Source organism: Pseudoalteromonas sp. PSi26, from assembly GCF_054960575.1.
This window is the reverse complement of the sequence record NZ_JBHNYT010000003.1, coordinates 195,974-213,185: the sequence shown is the minus strand read 5'-3', so window position 1 is coordinate 213,185 and position 17,212 is coordinate 195,974. Positions and strand designations below refer to the sequence as shown.

Sequence of the window (17,212 nt, the reverse complement as noted above, 5' to 3'; positions counted from 1 at the left end):
CCCTAATGGGTTTCTAACAACAAAAGGGAAAACAATGCGTAAACTTACCTTTATTGCAGCAGCTGTGAGTGTTGCACTCCTTGCTGGTTGCCAACAAGCACCACAACAATCTGTAACAACTCCTATTGTACAAGCGCAACCTGTGCAAAGCGAAATTGACAAAGCCAATGCGTTTTTTGAAGATACCTTTAACCGTGATGTAATGAGCAGCCCGGTTTACCAAACTTACATGGGTATTAAAAAAGATTACGATAAATGGGATGACGGCAGCGAAGAGCAAAAACTTAAAGACCTAGCTGAAACTAAAGCCGATTTAGTTGCCCTAAACGCAATTAACCGCGACCTGCTAGACGATGCAACAAAAGTAAGCTACGACTTAAAAAAACAAGACCTAGAAAGCTCAATTGCGGACTTTAAATGGCGTTACCACAACTACCCGGTAAACCAAATGTTTGGTACGCACTCTATGGTGCCTGCATTTTTAATAAACCAACATTCAATCAGTAACGTTAAAGAAGCAAAAGACTACATTTCGCGTTTAAATGGCGTGCCTACGGTATTTGACCAATTAGTAACTGACTTAGAAACACGTGCAGATAAAGGCATTATTGCGCCTAAATTTGTGTTTCCACATGTTATTGATTCAAGCAAAAACATTATTCAAGGTGCACCGTTTGAAAAAGGTGAAGACTCAACACTTTTAGCAGACTTTAAAGGCAAAGTAACGGCACTTGAAATCAGCCAAGACGAAAAAGATGCACTTATTAACGAAGCAACTGACGCGTTAAAGTCGGCAGTTAAACCAGCTTACTCAAAGCTTATTAACTACCTAGCACAACTTGAAAAGCGTGCAGATGACCGTGATGGCGCATGGAAATTACCTGAGGGTAATACTTTCTATAATAATGCTCTTAAACGTACAACCACCACTGATTTAACTGCAAAAGAAATTCATGCTATTGGCCTATCAGAAGTAAGCCGTATACATGACGAAATGCGTGAAATTAAAGATAAAGTAGGCTTTAAAGGCGATTTAAAAGCGTTTATGCAGTTTATGAAAACTGATAAGCAATTTTACTACCCAAATACAGCTGAGGGTAAGCAACGCTATCTTGACGAAGCAACAGCCATGATCGACACAATGAAAGTGCGTCTTGATGAGCTATTTATTGTTAAGCCAAAAGCCGATCTTAAAGTAAAAGCAGTTGAAGCCTTCCGTGAAAAAGCGGCAGGTAAAGCATTTTACCAACAGCCGGCGCCAGATGGTTCACGCCCAGGCATTTACTACGCAAACCTTTATGATATGGAAGCAATGCCAACGTACCAAATGGAAGCATTGGCTTACCATGAAGGTATTCCGGGTCACCACATGCAAATAGCTATTTCGCAAGAGCTTGAAGGCGTGCCTAAGTTCCGTAAATTTGGTGGCTACACAGCCTACATTGAAGGTTGGGGTTTATACTCTGAGCTTGTACCTAAAGAAATGGGTATGTACTCAGACCCATATTCAGATTTTGGCCGCCTTTCTATGGAGTTATGGCGCGCGTGCCGCTTAGTGGTTGATACCGGTATTCACGCAATGAAGTGGACTCGTCAAGAAGGGATTGATTACTATGTAAATAACACGCCTAATGCCACATCTGACGGTGTTAAAATGGTTGAGCGTCACATTGTAATGCCTTCGCAAGCAACCGCTTACAAAGTAGGTATGTTGAAAATTTTAGAGCTACGTGAAGACGCTAAAAAGCAACTTGGCGACAAGTTTGATATTCGTCAATTTCACGATGTAGTGCTTAAAAATGGCCCGGTACCACTAAACGTACTAGAGAACTTTGTAAATGAATGGGTAGCAAGCAAGAAAGCTTAACACTCATTTATAGAGTTAACTAAAAGGCCGCTTATGCGGCCTTTTTTGTATTTTGTACCAATTGGCAATAATAGGTTAAGCTAAACAAAAAGGTATTTAGAGGCGTAAAAATTATGGAGTTATGCATACAATTACTTAACGCACGCATTTCAAAGCATCAGTTAGATGAGCTAGATAATGATTTTAAGCAGTTAAGTCCAGCCCAACAAACACAGCAGCTTAATCATCTGTACGAAAGCGCTTTACGTATGAGTATTAAGTACGACTTTATGCAAAATGTAGCAACACGTATTTTAACAACCAATACGCCACCTGCACCTTTTATCAATCAGTTAACAACCACAGATGCCTTGACGTTTTTTACGCCTGCGCTTAAGGAAAATCAGGGCTTTTTAGCACAAGACACCCAAGGTAATAACGTGTTACACACTGTATTTAAACACGCTAATGCCCAAAAGCTGGCGTTTAATTATGTACGCTCATTAATGTTATTTGAGTCTAACGATGACCTAGTAAAAGCGCTTGCTCAACCCAATGCTCGTGGCCTAACACCTGTTGCTTGTTATATTGCGTATGCAAATAAACCAAACACACCGGTTAAGCATGAATTTTCAGCGCTGTTAGCTCTGATGGAGATAGAACAAAAACAAAACCCAACAGCTAAACAGCAGCTGGCAAATATATTAAAAGGCATGAGCCTAAACGAAACCAGTATTTTACTTAGTGCTGCATACCTGCAACGCTCAACCGCGCAAGTTGCACATTTAGTCAAAGCGGTTTAGGTCATGATAACCTTGGTGAATTAAAAGTAGCCCACGCTAAGGGCTACTTTCCGGGGGACGAGATTTATAACCGAGTGAGCTTAATGCCCCTCCTAACGGCCCTCTTTTCAGCGTATACTTTTGACTATACTCGTTATTAATTATTTATGAGAAATAACTCACCCTGATAAGTTATTCCCTACATAAATACTAACTACACCGCTGTAAATTTAATCTCGAATATTAAATAACCCTTAGTCGTTTAAGTAGTACTCAACAGTGGTTACGACTCTTACGTTTTTTATTTGTGGTGTATTTGAATCGCGGTTAGTAATACTAAACTGCCCTTGGCGAGCTGTTTTTATTTTGCCTAATTTGGAATTGGAATCTCTCGCAAACTTGTTAGCCACTTCGCGCGCTTTTTCAGTTGCTTGTTGCACCATGGCCGGTTTTACATCGTTTAGGCCTGTGAAAATATACTCAACACGTGTTTCGTAACTATTTTGCACTATGGCAATATTTTGTTTAGCTAATTGGCTTACTTTGCTTAGTGCATTTTGCACCTTGTCTACAGCGCTAGAATACACGGTCATATTTGAACGAACAATGTACCTAAATTGCTGGTTTTCATTGCCGTACTCGCGCGCCTGTTTATCTACAATCGATTGGCTACCAAGTGATATTTCGGCGTCATCAAAACCATGCAGTTTTAAAAATGCGATCACGGCGGCGTTTTTTTTCTCAACCCTATTCACTAACTTTTCAAGGTCGTTGTCTGCATCGCTAAATTGCAAAGGCCATATAACAGTATCGGCAATCACCTCCTGCTCTGCTAGTCCTTTAACTTGTACGGTGCGCTCCATTTCTTTTACATTGAGTGCTGCACTTTTTAAAATAAACCCTAAGCTAATTAAGCCTAGGCTTAAAAAAATAGCCGCCAGCACAGTGTGAAAACCAGGTGTTTTAATCACAGAACACTCCTTGATTGATATCAATAATACCTATCTATAAACTCGAAATAACCTTTCAAACAGAGTACATTGAGACAATACATAACGCAAAATTTTAAAGCTAAGGAAACGCAATGAGCCTAAAGCGAATTAGTCAGTTTTTTAACCCAAGCTCAGTGGCAGTAATAGGTGCGTCAAATAACCCCTCTCGTGCCGGTTTTGTCGTTATGCGTAATTTGTTACAAGGCGGTTTTAAAGGGCCGATCATGCCCGTAACGCCAAGCTATAGTGCTGTTCATGGTGTACTTGCATATTCATGTATTACTGACTTACCTAAAGTGCCTGACCTTGCCGTTATTTGTACCAATAAAAATACTCTGTTAGACATCATTAGCCAACTAGGCGAGCTTGGCTGTAAAAGCGCTATTATTATTGCCGATGGCTTAACGAATGATCAAAAAAGTGCGCTAAAAACATGCGCTCAAAAACATAACGTCACTTTGTTAGGCCCTAATAGCTTAGGGCTCTTAATTCCCCATATTGGTTTAAATGCCAGCTTTTCTCATACAGTGGCAAGCCCAGGTAAAATTGCATTTGTATCGCAATCTGCAGCGGTATGTTCAACCATATTAGATTGGGCTAAAAATAAAGATATTGGCTTTTCGTACTTTATTTCTGTGGGTGGGTGTTTAGATATAGATTTTGACGAGCTGCTCGACTTTTTAGGGCGTGATGCAAAAACTAAAGCCATTTTGCTTTATATTGATAACATTGAAAATATTCGTGGCTTTATTTCTGCAGCAAGAGCGGCTGCATTTAGTAAACCCGTTATTGCCATAAAAACAGGAAAAACAAATGCTGGCGCTCTTGCGGCAGAGATCCATACCGGTGGAAAACAAAGCTCTGATGCCGTATACGATGCGCTCTTTCAACGTGCAGGTATGCTGCGCGTTAACGACCTACGCGAGCTATTTGCAGCAACACAAACACTAGCAATGCACCCAAAATTATTACAAGTTGAACAGCTTACTATTTTAACAAATGGTGGAGGGCCGGGTGTTATGGCGGTTGATGAGCTAATTCAACGTTCTGGAAAGTTAGCGGCGCTTAGTAGCGAAACACGCAGTGCGCTTAATCAAGTTATCCCCCGCTCAGAAACAACCTCTAACCCAATTGATATTTTTGGTGACTCAGCACCAGCGCGTTACAAACAAGCATTAGAAATATTATTGCATGCAAAAGAAGTGAAGAACTTACTAATAATACATACACCATCGGCACTGGCGCCAAGTGAAGACTATGCAGATGTTATTGTTCAAGCGCTGCAAACGTTGCCCAAAATGGCTCGTCCTTATGTGTTTACCAACTTTATGGGAGAAGATGCCTCTTTTGCAGCCAGAAAAATATGCGCTAACAATGCAATTCCTACTTATCGGACACCTGAAGGGGCTGTTGGCGCGTTTATGCACTTAGTAACGTATCGTCGAAACCAAAAGCATTTAACGCAAACACCTGAGTCAAACACCGACGATGCAAAAATAAATAAAGCCGCCGCTACAGCATTAATCTCTGAATTTTTAGACGAGGAGCAAACCTATTTACCCACTCACAGTGCAAGCCAGATATTAAGCCACTACGGTGTTGAATGCATTGAAACTAAAGTAGCTTACACCCCAACCGAAGCTAAGGAGCAAGCCATTGAACTTGGCTTTCCGGTCGCACTTAAGCTCATAAGCCCAAGTATTGCGTCAAAGTCTGAAGTCGGTGGCGTGGTATTAAACCTAAATGATGCAAGTGAAGTTGAACAAACGGCTTTTGCGATGCTGATTCGTATTAAAAATACTTACCCAGATGCGACGATTGATGGGTTTTCCTTACAAAAAATGGCCCCTCGTGCAGGTGCTAATGAATTGCGTATTGCCATTAAAACAGAGCCTAATTTTGGCCCCGTTATTTTACTTGGCGAAGCAGGTACCGGGCTTGAATACGCTCAAGCAGCAGTAGCCCTCCCTCCCCTTAACATGAACCTAGCTAAGTATTTAATTGCCGCAGCTCACGATAAAGGCGTGCTTAAAGATCGCATTTTGCCCGAAAAGGTCGACAAATATCGTTTATGCGCGTTGCTCACACGGATTTCGCAACTGGTTATCGATCAACCCGATATCAGCGCAATGGAACTTAATCCTATTCTTGCTAGTAATGGGCAGTTTTTAGTGCTTGATGCCACCATAACCCTAAATAAATACCAGTCAAAAAGTAACCGTAAACGCTTGTGTATTCGCCCTTACCCAATTGAGCTTGTTGAAATAGTGACCCTTAAAAATAATACCCAAGCAACGCTAAGGCCTATTAAACCTGAAGATGAACAGGCCCATAAGGCATTTGATCAATCACTTAATAAAGAAGATCGTTACAAACGCTTTTTTGGTGAGTTACCTCAGTTTAATCATGACCAACTCGCAAAAATGACTCAAATTGATTACGACCGCGAAATGGCATTTATTGTTTGCCAACGCTTAGAGGGAAAAACACGTACCTTAGGGGTTTCGCGTGTAATTATGGACCCTGATAATATACACGCAGAATTTGCTATTGTTGTTCGTTCTGATTGCCAAGGCCTAGGCCTTGGACGAATATTAATGAACGCAGCAATTAATCACTGCAAACGCCAAGGCATTGAATGGATTGAGGGCATAACATTACCAGAAAACACAGGGATGATTGAACTCGCCCGTAAGTTGGGCTTTAAAGTTAGCCGCGATTTTGAAGAAGGCAGCATTAACATGGTACTCAACACAAAATAATACAACGCTCAGGCAAGGCGCAAAGCGCCTATACCTGGGTTTATGAGGTTTAATGTTTTTTAGCTCTCGCTAAAAGTACCTTGCCAGTCACGTGTTATAAGCGCAGGTACATCTATACTGGGCACCGGCTTACTAAACAAATAACCTTGAAAATGTTTACACCCTAATGCGCTTAAAAATATAAGCTGCTGCTGGCTTTCAACTCCCTCAGCCACACACTCTTTGCCTAAACTATGTGCCAATGTGAGTGTTGATTCAATAATTGCCTCATCATCAGAGTCAATGCCGATGTCTTGAACAAAACTTCGATCAATCTTAAGCACATCTATAGGAAAACGCTTTAGGTAAGTAAGCGATGCATAGCCGGTACCAAAATCATCCATATAGAGTTTACAGCCTATCTCTTTTAACTTTTTCATACTTTGCAGTGCAAGGTTTGAGTCACGCATTAAAATAGATTCTGTTATTTCAAATACAATCGCCTCTGATGGCACGTTAGCATTAATAAGCGCTTTTTTAATCTCTGGTACAAGCTCTATAAACTCAAAATCTAATGCCGATAAGTTAATCGATAAATACAAATCAGGAGATGCTTTTCGCCATTCGTTAAGCTCATTTAATGCTCTGCCAAAGGTTTGTAGCATTATTTTAGTTATTAAACCAACACCTTCAGCCGCCAACGAAAACTCCTGTGTTTGGATTCGCTTATTTTCAGGCCAACGTAGTAAAACTTCAAAGCCCTCTGTTGTATAAGTTTGGGCATTTATAATAGGTTGGTAATAATTACAAAACTCATGCTCTTGATAAGCTTTTGTCAGCTGCGATTCTAAGTGAAGCGCTTTTTGAACATGCTTATTCATTTCTTGTTTATAAAATTGATAATTACTCTCAAGCGCTCCCTTGGCATGGTAGAGCGCAATATTAGCGGCCTTCAACAACGCACTACTTTGCGTTGCATCATCGGGAGAAATAGCAACACCTATGCTTAAATTAATATTTACCACTTGCTCGTTAATGCTGATATTTTGGTTCACGCAATCCATTAGCTTTGTGCAAATAAGTAGCACTTCTTCAATTTGTTGAATATCTTCAACAAGCACAACAAATTCGTCCCCCCCAAACCGTGCGATACTGTCTGAGGGACGCAATGAACACTTTAATCGCTCGGCTACTTTTTTAATAAGTTCATCGGCGGCCTCATGCCCAAGTGAATCATTAAAATATTTAAAACGCTTAATATTAATATGTAATAAAGCAACTTTGCATAGGTGTTTTTGAGCTTGATCAAGAGCATGTTCAACACGGTCATTAAACAGAGTACGATTAGGTAATCCCGTTAAAACATCAAAATTAGTTAATTGGTGTAATTCACTCTCTGCCAGTTTTTGTGCGTGTATATCCGTTAAAATAATCACGTAGCTGCTTAAGCGTTGTTCTGTATCAGCAACCGCGCTTATTTTAACTAGCACATGGCGCGACTCCCCATTGTGAAGGCGTACTATATCTTCACAAGAAAAGTGCTCCCCCTCTGATAGTTTTTTCATAATACGTAAGTAATCAACACGGCTTTTTGGCGACATACCTAAGTTTAACGCCCTGCTTGAAGTGGGCTCTGCAGCAAAGTTAAAAGCAGTTTGAAGTGATTTATTTGAGGCACGAACATTAAAGTTTTTATCGAGAATAAATACCCAATCACGGGTTTGCTCAAACGCAGCAGTAAATAAGCGAGCATGTTCTTCGTAAACCATTTCACGGGTCATATTAGTGTATGTACCCGCTACTTTTTGGGGCGTTCTTTCATCCCACTCAACCACTTTGCCAAAGTCTTTATACCAACGCCAATAGCCTTTGGCATGACGCACACGGTATGTGCAGTTAAAATAGCCCTTATCGGTAGATAAAAACTCTAGCCACTCTAAACGAAATAATTGCTTATCTTGAGGATGTATTTTAGCTAAATATTCATCCAGGTTAACAGTATCGTGTTTATAACCCAGCTCATTGCTTAAACGAGGCTGATAAATACTTGGATTACTTGACTGCCAATCCCATACGCCAGACTCACTGCCTTCAAGGGCAAGCTTTAAACGGGACTCACTGTCTTTACTTTCTTTATGCGCAGCCAATAAGATACGTTGAATTTTATTTCGTCGCCTGACCCACATGGCAATAAAAAATAAAAATAAAGCGCCATATAGCACCATAAAATAAGGTGCGCGCCAAAGAGGGTATTTAACCTTTATTTTTAATGTTGCCGGCTTAGTATAGCTTCCCGTTAACGGGTCTTTTGCCCATACTTTTAATGTATAGTTACCTGGGTTTAATTTGGGAAAAAGTACTCGGTTATTGTTACGCGCATAGGTTTTTTGGCCGTTATCGAGTTGATATTCGTATATAATGCGTTCTTGATTGCTAAAAGCCATTGCAGAAAAAGCTACTTCAAGACCAATATCATCGTGGTTTAATATTATTTCATTGAGGGGCTGTCTTAAATCGCGAGATAATTCTCGCGACATTAAATTTACTCGCGTAATATTTACATGCTCTATTAGTGGTTGGTAACTTTGGTTTTCCATTGGATGGAAATACGTTAACCCTTTTAAACCGCCATATACAATTCGTCCGTCTTTAAGCTTAGCCATTGCAGAGCTATTAAACTCAGCAGATAGAAGTCCTTCTGCTGTACTAAACTGCTGAAAATGGTGTGTTACAGGATTTAAGCGCCATATCCCTTTATGACTGCTCATCCAAATCATGCCGTCATCGTCAAGCACCATGCTATAAAGTAATGTCCCTAGTTTGTTTTTATCTAGATCAATAGTGTGCACATGCTCGTAGGTCGACGAGTCAATACCTATCAAACCAAAATTAGACAGTGAGATCCATAAAACATCATTATTATCTATCACGTATGAGAGCACACTTATTGCAACGTTCTCATGCTGCTTAGGTACCTTATAGATCATCTTTAACGCTAAGTTAGTCGGATTTAATTGATATAAAATACCCGCATTAAAAAATAGCGGCCAATCGGGTTTATTCGGTAAAGGAGGTAAAAATCCATGCGCTAAAAATGGGTTGAACTGTGCAAGTTCGCCCCCCAATCGAGTGACAATTTGACTATCTATGTTGTAAACAAATGCACCGTGATCACGATGCATAAAGTATAAATCGCCGTTAGGCATTAAAGTAACGCCATGTACCCATCCAGCTATATGGTCTTGGTTTGCTTTATTTTTTGTTTTTGGCTCACTCACTTGATAAGTATTTGGATCAAAAATGAGTAAACCTCGGTTTGTATTCAGCCAGAGCTTATTGTTATATGGCATTATTTGCCAAATACTAAAATCACTGGTGTAAAGGTCAGCCTTATAATCTTTTAAGTAAACCTTGCTGGTATTTGTTTTTAAATCAACCTCAGTTAATCCATTATTTGTCGCAAGCCAAAGCTTATCGTTAAATTCGGTTATGCCCCATATCGAATGGTGGGATAAACCATCTCCTCCTAATAAACTGCCATCAACATTATTAAAATGATATGTATCTTTAGATAGATAAAAAGCACCATCACTTTTTGTAGCAACCCATATCCCCCCTGTCTTATCTTTAGCCATATCAATAATACTGGTATCAGCTAGGGTATACTTACTCTGTGTAATACGTGTGTTTTTTATCAATTCACCCGTATTTAGATCAAATTTAAATAGCCCTTTATCTGTAGCTAGATCTATTTCACCTTGGTTGTAATCTATCTTCCACACATTAAGGTCGGCCAGTAATACCTTATTTTTAAATGCAATATCAGGACGCTCAAACATACTTGGCAAATCGCTAATATCAACCTGATACATCCCCTCTACAGCCCCCACTAATAACTGGCCATTTTCTCCCAACGCAAACGACTTCACGTTGTTTTGATAAATATGATCAGCCTCGCCCTTTAAATGCTGCAGTGGACGGGTTAAATTATTTTCAATATCATAAACATAGGCGCCATGAGTGGTCGCTATAAAAATATAGCCATTGTAATGAAATAAACTTCTTACTAAGGTGTTTTTAAACTCACTGGGTAGCTCAAAAATAGACTCAATAACCCCTGTTTGAACATCAAGCCTTGCAAAGTCTCGGCCTCGTCCAATCCACAAGGAGTCTGAGTCTGACGCCACCATACTAAAAACTGATTGATTAAAAATTTGCTCTTCATTACTGGGGGGATCTAAAAACTGCTTGTAAGTGTCAGTAGTCGGGTCGTATCTAAATAGCCCCTCAAGTAATGAGGCAATCCATATATACCCATCTAAGTCTTGGTATATACGATCAATTATTGCTTCTTCAAGCTCACCATTAGGGCCATTAATAGGCGTTACTTGATAGCCATCATAACGATTTAAACCGCCTTCGGTAGAAAGCCATAAATAACCATTATTATCGATTAGTATGGTGTTAACGTAACTTTGAGATAAACCTTCACTAGGAGATAAACGCTTTACTTGTGCACCAGCCTGGTAACTAAAAATAGTTATTAAAACTACTAAGCAACTTAAAATCCAATTAACGCCCTTACTCATGGTCATTCCATATCGTTTTTTTATTTTATGGGTACTCTAGTGCGACAATGTTTCGGTGCTTATACATATCAAAAAGTACGTGTATTTCAGGAGTATATGTTAACACTTGGTTAAAACCAATACTGCGGTATAAATCGGCAATATTTTTCAATGCAAAAGTATAAACATGCATGTGCTGATGCGTTAAAAGATCGGTTATTAACTGTTTTGCCACCCCTTTTGAGCGATGTTCTGGCGCAACATAAACCGTAGATAAAAACAAAAATGTGGTTTTATTTTGTAGCCTACAAGCGGCCACTATGTGTGTGCCTAAATAAATAACCCACACTTGATCTTGCTTATTAGCACGCCCGCTAACCCCATGGACTTTGTAAAATTTATTCACTAAGGGTGTTTTTACTGTGTCTAATAATTGAGTGGTATACATTTTTAACTAAGCATTAATGCTAAATATTGCTCAAACTTTTGCTTTAACACCATTTGCTCCGCAACAGGGCGACTATGGATTGTGTTATAAACTTGCTCACGCGTTTTTTTATTGCGCTTAATTTGATAGGCCCAAAATGAAGCCTCATAATCGAGCTGTATTTGATATTTTTCTTCACGCGGTAATAAACACAAGTTAAAACTCACAGGTTTTCCTCATTATTTGAATTGTTACAGTTTCTAGAACGGCCCTTGAAATGCTGGGCAAAAACCAAGCATATTGCTATTATACGCGTCTTATTAATTTATCTCAGCTGAAATTGGAAATGATAATGCAAAGACGCTGTAGTATGTTGTTTCTATTAATTAGTTTAATATTTAGCGCAGCCAGTTATAGCAACCAAAATACGCTGACATTTAATCGCCCCGATAACGTCCCGCAGGCAAATTATGTATTAGAGCTCCTTAACCTTGCCTATAAAGAAATAGGCTACGATATTCACCTTATCGATTTTAGCCCCCAAAATGCATTACGAGCTGCCAATAATGGGGTGCTTGATGGACAACTTGGCCGAGACAGCAGCATAGAAATTAATTTTCCAAATCTACTGCGCGTAGACTTCGAATTATTCAAATTTAAGTTGCTGCTTTATAAAAATTGCCAACAAAGCATATTGGAACGGCTTGATAATATTGCTATTTTAGCTAATTGCCCAATACAAGCTCAATATATAAAAAATACGCATTTTGATGGCAACGTCATTGAAGTAAAAAATTTAAGCACACAGCTAAACTTACTTACCCAAGGAAAAGTGAAAGGCATATTGTTACTTGATTTTGCATCAGACAACCAGCCAATAAACCAACATGGTATTTGCTATCAAAAAGAAGTGTTACGTGTAACGCCTGTTTACCACTACTTAAATAAACGACATGCGCACTTAATTGACGGGTTAAAAACAGCCTTAAATAAACTTCACAATAATGGCACCGTCTATGCGCTCAAAGCCAAATATAATATGTATGATTAAAAATCAAAGCCTTGCTGGTGTATTGCGCTATCACCACTACGGGCTTGCTGCTTCTTGAGTAAATAACGCTTATAACGCTGTTGACACAAACTGATGACTTTCTTTTTTTGTGCGTTAGTGAGCGAATTCCACATAAACCGTTCATCACGACTACGGTAACACCCTTTGCAATATCCCCTGTTGTTAACTAAGCAAATACTTTTACAAGGACTTGGAATATCAAATATTTCAATTTGTTGCATAGCATACACCGCTTAGTTAAGGTCATACTTGCAGTATAGCGTTATTTTTAAACAAAAAAAGTAGCAATATTATTGCTACTTTATACACAAATTATTTAACACAGTTAGAATTAGGATCTCGTATTTATTTGTGCTTTGCGATGAAAGGGTTTGGCGTACATTGCTAATACGAGTGGCTTAAGCTCTTCAGGTACTTGTGACATTCTTTGTTCAAATGTTGCTGCATCTGGAGAGTTAATTACCGACTCTTTACAGCCACCTGCAATGTAATTGCCTGGGTGTAAGTAAAATGAATCCACTATTTGCTGATCAATTGTAGTGGCTAATTCTTCAGCGCTATCACATTGAGATTCAATAGGTAGTCCAAAAGCCAAGTGAACATGACCTTTTGCCGTACTAAACCCCTCAACAATACTTAAAATATCTTCACCCGCCGACTTAATATATTCACCATGTTGCTGCTTATGATAAAGCTCTTTAGCTTTTGCTATAGCGCAAGGTTCGTATTGATAAGAAATAGATACGGGGACTACTTTCAACTCTTTAATGTATTCACCAAATTCCTTTTTTTGTTTTCGGCCATTGAGTTGTAGCATTTTTAATAGTGCCGGATCGGTTTGATCGAACCCGTCTTTTGCTCGACCTTCTTTTTGTGCAATCCAGATAGAATGACCACCCATTAAAGAGTCATAAATATACGATGATAATTGAGTGAGCGCTTTTAACATTTCTTTAGGTGCTTTAGCAGAACGTTTTACAATAAAGCTTTTATTTAAACGCATCAGCTCTGTTATGTAGGGTATTTGCAGTAAATTATCGCCAATAGCTATTCGTACCGTTTTCATTTTATGTTGGTATAACCCCCAGTTCACAAGCGCAGGATCAAGCACTATATCGCGGTGGTTAGAAACAAATAAATAAGCTTGATTAGGATCTAATTTATCTAAACCTGAAAAGGTGACTTTTGAGGTTGTACGTTTTATAAGTTTATCTAAATATTTAGCAACTTCATTTTGAACATCTTCAACGCTTGTTACTTTTCCCCACTTTTTGCGTAGTTGGCTTCTTACCAATGGGCGGGCAATAAATGGCACTGCTGATAGAAAGCGCGGTAAGTTATACTTAGCAATGACATCTATAAATGCATCATCACTCATTAAACGCGCTAGCGATGCGTTGACCTCATCGTCGTTGTAAGGTCTTATGTCTGCGTACTTGTCTTCTAATTCACTCATTACTGCATCTATAAAGTTAAAAAACGGCACGTAAAATACGTGCCGTTTGCATTATTGGTTCGAGTATAACTCAGGCAAACTAAAATGCGAACTAAGTCAGACTATTGCAATTTAATACACACTAATAAGCAAGCTTAAAAGTACTTATATAACAATAAATTAAGAAATGCTCTTACCAGTTACCTTTCGCTTTACCTGTAGTGCTATGACAACCAAACGCAGAATAAGTGCGATTAAAATTACACCACAAACAAAGCTTAGCCAATGGGGTAATACTTGATGCTCTTCACCTAGTAGGGGGGAAACAACGAAACCAAACTCCATTACTAAATAATCCGTTAAAAAACCAAAAATCAACGCAACCCCAATAACCCCTATGAGATAGGCGAATACAGCACGCTTACCAAGCTCATTAGCAACCACACCTAACGTAGCAATATTTGTTGCCGGCCCTGCGAGCATAAACACTAACACCGCTCCCGGCGATACTCCACTCAATAACAAGCCTGCAGCAATAGGCGTAGATGCAGTGGCACAAATATACATGGGTATACTGATCAAAATCACCACCAGCATAGCCAGAATCCCACTGCCCCACTGTGTTAAAAATGATTCTGGAACATAAGTTTGTACCAATGCGGCAAAGAATAAACCAATCATTAACCAGACCATGGTATCCGACAGAAGTTTATTGCAGCTAAAACTTATCGCTTGTTGTACTTTCTGCCATTGACTTTGTAATGCCTTGTTTGGTTTATCACAACAACTGGTTTGAACTTTAGGCTCCACCGTTTTAGACGCACAGCAACTGGTTTTTGTTAGCGCATCTGCCGTTGGCTTTGTCTGCTGTCTATCAGTATCTCGCCCCACTAACACACCTGCAACAATAGCACTGCAAATCGCAGCTATGGGACGAATAATAGCCATAAACGGACCTAATAACACATACGATACTGAAACAGAATCAACCCCCGTTTCAGGCGTCGACACTAAAAACGCAGTCGTGGCACCTTTTGAAGCACCGGCGCGTCTCAATCCTATTGCAGCAGGGATAACACCACATGAACACAAAGGCATTGGCGCACCAATTAAAGCCGCTTTCACTGTGGTCAAAAAGCCTTCTTTACCTAAATGTTTATTTAAAAAATTTGCCGGTAAATATACATTTAATAACCCAGCAATCAGCAAACCAAGCATTAACCAAGGGGCAGATAATAAAAACAACTGCCAAAAATTATTAAGTAAGTCCATCGATGTCCTCCAAGGTTGTTAATATTGAACAGTTATAAGCGGGTTCTTGTCCGCCACAGCACTTATCAGCAAGTACTGATAGCGATTGATGAAAACGTGTTAGCTCAGTAATGCGCTCTGCAACTAGATCACGTTTTTGTATCGTTAAATCTTTCACTTCATGGCACGAATGCTGGTGCTTTTTAAATTTTATATGCAGTAACTCTTTGATCTCTAACAAGCTAAAACCAACATTTTTAGCACGTAAAATAAACTTCATTTGCTTCAGTGATGCCTCACCATAATCACGATAACCGGCTTCTGTTCGACTTAATGGCGTTAACAAATTATGTTTTTCATAGTATCTTAGAGTATCTGTTGAGACACCTAACTGATTTGCAAACTCACCTATTTTCATTTGTTTCTCCAATGAGTGTATTCTCAACTGATGCCAACTATAAACCTTAGAGCACACACCAAGGTCAAGTATTAAAATTATTTTACTTAATTAGGATACATCATGAAAATTACCGTTCTCGATAACGCCACATTAGCAAATACATCTCTTGCCTGCATAGAGCAGTTGGGAAGCCTTACGACCTATGACCTTACCAGTCCAGAGCAAGTTATTGAGCACAGCAAAGAAGCTGACGTTTTAATTACTAATAAAGTGGTGTTAAATCGCGAAACAATTAGCCAGCTAAAAAATCTAAAACTAATATGTGTAAGCGCCACGGGCACTAATAATGTCGATTTAGAAGCCGCTAAAGAGCTTGGCATCGCAGTGACAAATGTTGCTGGTTACTCTACACCTTCAGTGGTTCAACACACCTTTTCTTTAATAACAAATCTACTTGGAAATACTCATCGTTATCAAGCTGATTGCCAACAAGGAGCATGGCAAAAAAGTGAGATGTTTTGTCGTCTTGATTACAGCTTTAATGATTTACAAGGTAAAACACTCACCATTATCGGCGGCGGCACGCTAGGGCAAGCCGTTGCAAAAGTAGCTGACGCATTTGGTGCTAATGTAGTTATGTCTGAGCGCAAAGGCGCACCGTGCCGCGATGGCCGAACGCCTTTTGATGAAGCTATTAAAACAGCCGATATAATAAGTGTTCATTGCCCGCTAACAGACGATACCCGAGACCTAATAACGCTCAACGAATTTAATATGATGAAGCCCAACTGTATTATTATTAACACAGCACGTGGCGGTATAATTAATGAGGCCGATTTAACAACGGCACTTGAGCAAAACATTATTGCTGGCGCAGGGGTCGATGTATTAACGAAAGAGCCCGCAGAACATTCAAATCCGCTAGCCAATTATAAAGGGGACAACCTATTACTCACACCCCATATTGCGTGGGCAAGCACTGAGTCAATCGTACGATTAGTTAAAGAAGTAAGTTTAAATATAAAAGCGTTCCAGCAAGGAGAATCTCGTAGCCGCTTAGTTTAGCACTTGCCTTAGCCAAGTAACCTGAGCTCTGAATAGTAAATAACTTAATCAGCGCTTAGGTTAAATAAACTAAAAAATGGTTTTTTTCGCTAATTTTTTTATTTTTTAAAATTAAAAAACAACCAGAAAAACATAAGCAACTGATTATAAATAAAATTTAAACTTGGCGTATACTTTGCCTTACTATCATTAATAATTAAGCAAAAACGATTAAGGTACATATAAAAATGAATAAATCTCTACTAGCAGCTGCACTTATTACTCCATTTTTAACGGGTTGTGTTATTGCCGTTTCTGATGGCGAAGCAGAAACGCACTGGGCAGGTAATGACTCAACGAGCTGGCAAACAAAACATAAAAATAATCGCGAAGCAATTTCTGAATTAAAAATGGATAGCAGCTACCAGTCGGTATTAACAACGCTTAAAACCCCTAACTTTACCGAGTTATTAAAAAAAGGGGATGATGTTTATCAAGTCTTATTCTATGCGACTCATAGCATTCATTCCGATGGTAAAATGACTAAAGATGAGTGTACACCACTGATATTTAAAAATGATAAACTAATCGGTATTGGTGATAGCGCATTAAATATGGTTAGCCACTAAAATACAAAAGCGCCAGTTCGTTACT

General features: G+C 39.2%; 14 protein-coding genes. 6 read left to right on the top strand and 8 right to left on the bottom strand.

The annotated features are described in order from the left end of the window. The first annotated feature begins 34 nt into the window (after window positions 1-34). Both ACFI34_RS04780 and ACFI34_RS04775 read left to right on the top strand, forming a co-directional pair. Window positions 35-1,867, top strand: coding sequence for a DUF885 domain-containing protein (locus ACFI34_RS04780; protein ID WP_462672600.1), 1,833 nt, complete (start codon window positions 35-37; stop codon window positions 1,865-1,867). 113 nt (window positions 1,868-1,980) lie between these two features. Beyond that, a complete protein-coding gene (locus ACFI34_RS04775) occupies window positions 1,981-2,649 on the top strand; it encodes a hypothetical protein (RefSeq protein WP_058552455.1) in 669 nt (222 codons plus the stop codon). Between the two features lie 233 nt (window positions 2,650-2,882). Here the strand turns inward: ACFI34_RS04775 and ACFI34_RS04770 are convergent, their stop codons facing one another. Beyond that, a complete protein-coding gene (locus tag ACFI34_RS04770) occupies window positions 2,883-3,599 on the bottom strand; it encodes an SIMPL domain-containing protein (protein WP_462672599.1) in 717 nt (238 codons plus the stop codon). 113 nt (window positions 3,600-3,712) lie between these two features. Between ACFI34_RS04770 and ACFI34_RS04765 the strand changes: the two genes are divergently transcribed. After that, window positions 3,713-6,382 (top strand): bifunctional acetate--CoA ligase family protein/GNAT family N-acetyltransferase, encoded by a 2,670-nt coding sequence (locus ACFI34_RS04765; RefSeq protein ID WP_462672598.1) that lies wholly within the window; start codon window positions 3,713-3,715, stop codon window positions 6,380-6,382. A gap of 59 nt (window positions 6,383-6,441) precedes the next feature. Here ACFI34_RS04765 and ACFI34_RS04760 read toward each other — a convergent pair whose 3' ends face one another. From ACFI34_RS04760 to ACFI34_RS04750, 3 genes are read right to left on the bottom strand one after another with little or no spacing between them, the layout of a single operon-like run. Further along, window positions 6,442-10,950, bottom strand: a complete 4,509-nt coding sequence (locus tag ACFI34_RS04760; RefSeq protein WP_462672597.1) for an EAL domain-containing protein — start codon at window positions 10,948-10,950, stop codon at window positions 6,442-6,444. A gap of 25 nt (window positions 10,951-10,975) precedes the next feature. Then, window positions 10,976-11,377 carry a GNAT family N-acetyltransferase gene (locus tag ACFI34_RS04755; RefSeq protein WP_462672596.1) on the bottom strand — a complete coding sequence of 134 codons (402 nt, stop codon included), beginning with the start codon at window positions 11,375-11,377 and terminating at the stop codon, window positions 10,976-10,978. 2 nt (window positions 11,378-11,379) lie between these two features. Next, window positions 11,380-11,583, bottom strand: a complete 204-nt coding sequence (locus tag ACFI34_RS04750; protein ID WP_024596204.1) for a DUF3283 family protein — start codon at window positions 11,581-11,583, stop codon at window positions 11,380-11,382. 125 nt (window positions 11,584-11,708) lie between these two features. Here ACFI34_RS04750 and ACFI34_RS04745 point away from each other — a divergent pair, with 125 nt between their 5' ends. Further along, window positions 11,709-12,407 carry a hypothetical protein gene (locus ACFI34_RS04745; protein ID WP_462672595.1) on the top strand — a complete coding sequence of 233 codons (699 nt, stop codon included), beginning with the start codon at window positions 11,709-11,711 and terminating at the stop codon, window positions 12,405-12,407. Here ACFI34_RS04745 and ACFI34_RS04740 read toward each other — a convergent pair. The 4 genes from ACFI34_RS04740 to zntR all read right to left on the bottom strand — a co-directional run bounded on the left by ACFI34_RS04740 (window position 12,404) and on the right by zntR (window position 15,532). Continuing rightward, window positions 12,404-12,649: a DUF1289 domain-containing protein gene (locus ACFI34_RS04740; RefSeq protein ID WP_462672594.1), complete on the bottom strand. Its 246-nt coding sequence runs from the start codon at window positions 12,647-12,649 to the stop codon at window positions 12,404-12,406. The two genes, ACFI34_RS04745 and ACFI34_RS04740, sit on opposite strands and share 4 nt — an antisense overlap. A 110-nt stretch (window positions 12,650-12,759) precedes the next feature. Next, window positions 12,760-13,884 (bottom strand): 1-acyl-sn-glycerol-3-phosphate acyltransferase, encoded by a 1,125-nt coding sequence (locus ACFI34_RS04735; protein ID WP_462672593.1) that lies wholly within the window; start codon window positions 13,882-13,884, stop codon window positions 12,760-12,762. A 159-nt stretch (window positions 13,885-14,043) separates the two neighbouring features. Continuing rightward, complete coding sequence (locus tag ACFI34_RS04730; protein WP_462672592.1) at window positions 14,044-15,135, bottom strand: SO_0444 family Cu/Zn efflux transporter; 1,092 nt, start codon at window positions 15,133-15,135, stop codon at window positions 14,044-14,046. Continuing rightward, window positions 15,122-15,532, bottom strand: a complete 411-nt coding sequence (gene zntR / locus ACFI34_RS04725) for a Zn(2+)-responsive transcriptional regulator (protein ID WP_462672591.1) — start codon at window positions 15,530-15,532, stop codon at window positions 15,122-15,124. Before zntR ends, ACFI34_RS04730 begins: the two co-directional genes overlap by 14 nt. A gap of 102 nt (window positions 15,533-15,634) precedes the next feature. Between zntR and ACFI34_RS04720 the strand changes: the two genes are divergently transcribed. Together ACFI34_RS04720 and ACFI34_RS04715 are read left to right on the top strand one after the other, a co-directional pair. Then, entirely contained in the window at window positions 15,635-16,579 is a 945-nt protein-coding gene (locus tag ACFI34_RS04720) for a D-2-hydroxyacid dehydrogenase (protein ID WP_462672590.1), read from the top strand. A 227-nt stretch (window positions 16,580-16,806) separates the two neighbouring features. Next, window positions 16,807-17,187 (top strand): DUF3192 domain-containing protein, encoded by a 381-nt coding sequence (locus ACFI34_RS04715; protein ID WP_058405812.1) that lies wholly within the window; start codon window positions 16,807-16,809, stop codon window positions 17,185-17,187. Window positions 17,188-17,212 lie beyond the last annotated feature (25 nt).

Excerpts from the sequence above, each read along its gene's own strand:
- ACFI34_RS04745 (WP_462672595.1), top strand. The coding sequence starts at position 11,709 with ATGCAAAGACGCTGTAGTATGTTGTTTCTATTAATTAGTTTAATATTT.
- ACFI34_RS04715 (WP_058405812.1), top strand. The coding sequence starts at position 16,807 with ATGAATAAATCTCTACTAGCAGCTGCACTTATTACTCCATTTTTAACG.
- ACFI34_RS04775 (WP_058552455.1), top strand. The coding sequence starts at position 1,981 with ATGGAGTTATGCATACAATTACTTAACGCACGCATTTCAAAGCATCAG.
- ACFI34_RS04760 (WP_462672597.1), bottom strand. The coding sequence starts at position 10,950 with ATGAGTAAGGGCGTTAATTGGATTTTAAGTTGCTTAGTAGTTTTAATA.
- ACFI34_RS04720 (WP_462672590.1), top strand. The coding sequence starts at position 15,635 with ATGAAAATTACCGTTCTCGATAACGCCACATTAGCAAATACATCTCTT.
- ACFI34_RS04730 (WP_462672592.1), bottom strand. The coding sequence starts at position 15,135 with ATGGACTTACTTAATAATTTTTGGCAGTTGTTTTTATTATCTGCCCCT.
- ACFI34_RS04780 (WP_462672600.1), top strand. The coding sequence starts at position 35 with ATGCGTAAACTTACCTTTATTGCAGCAGCTGTGAGTGTTGCACTCCTT.
- ACFI34_RS04735 (WP_462672593.1), bottom strand. The coding sequence starts at position 13,884 with ATGAGTGAATTAGAAGACAAGTACGCAGACATAAGACCTTACAACGAC.
- ACFI34_RS04755 (WP_462672596.1), bottom strand. The coding sequence starts at position 11,377 with ATGTATACCACTCAATTATTAGACACAGTAAAAACACCCTTAGTGAAT.
- ACFI34_RS04740 (WP_462672594.1), bottom strand. The coding sequence starts at position 12,649 with ATGCAACAAATTGAAATATTTGATATTCCAAGTCCTTGTAAAAGTATT.
- zntR (WP_462672591.1), bottom strand. The coding sequence starts at position 15,532 with ATGAAAATAGGTGAGTTTGCAAATCAGTTAGGTGTCTCAACAGATACT.
- ACFI34_RS04765 (WP_462672598.1), top strand. The coding sequence starts at position 3,713 with ATGAGCCTAAAGCGAATTAGTCAGTTTTTTAACCCAAGCTCAGTGGCA.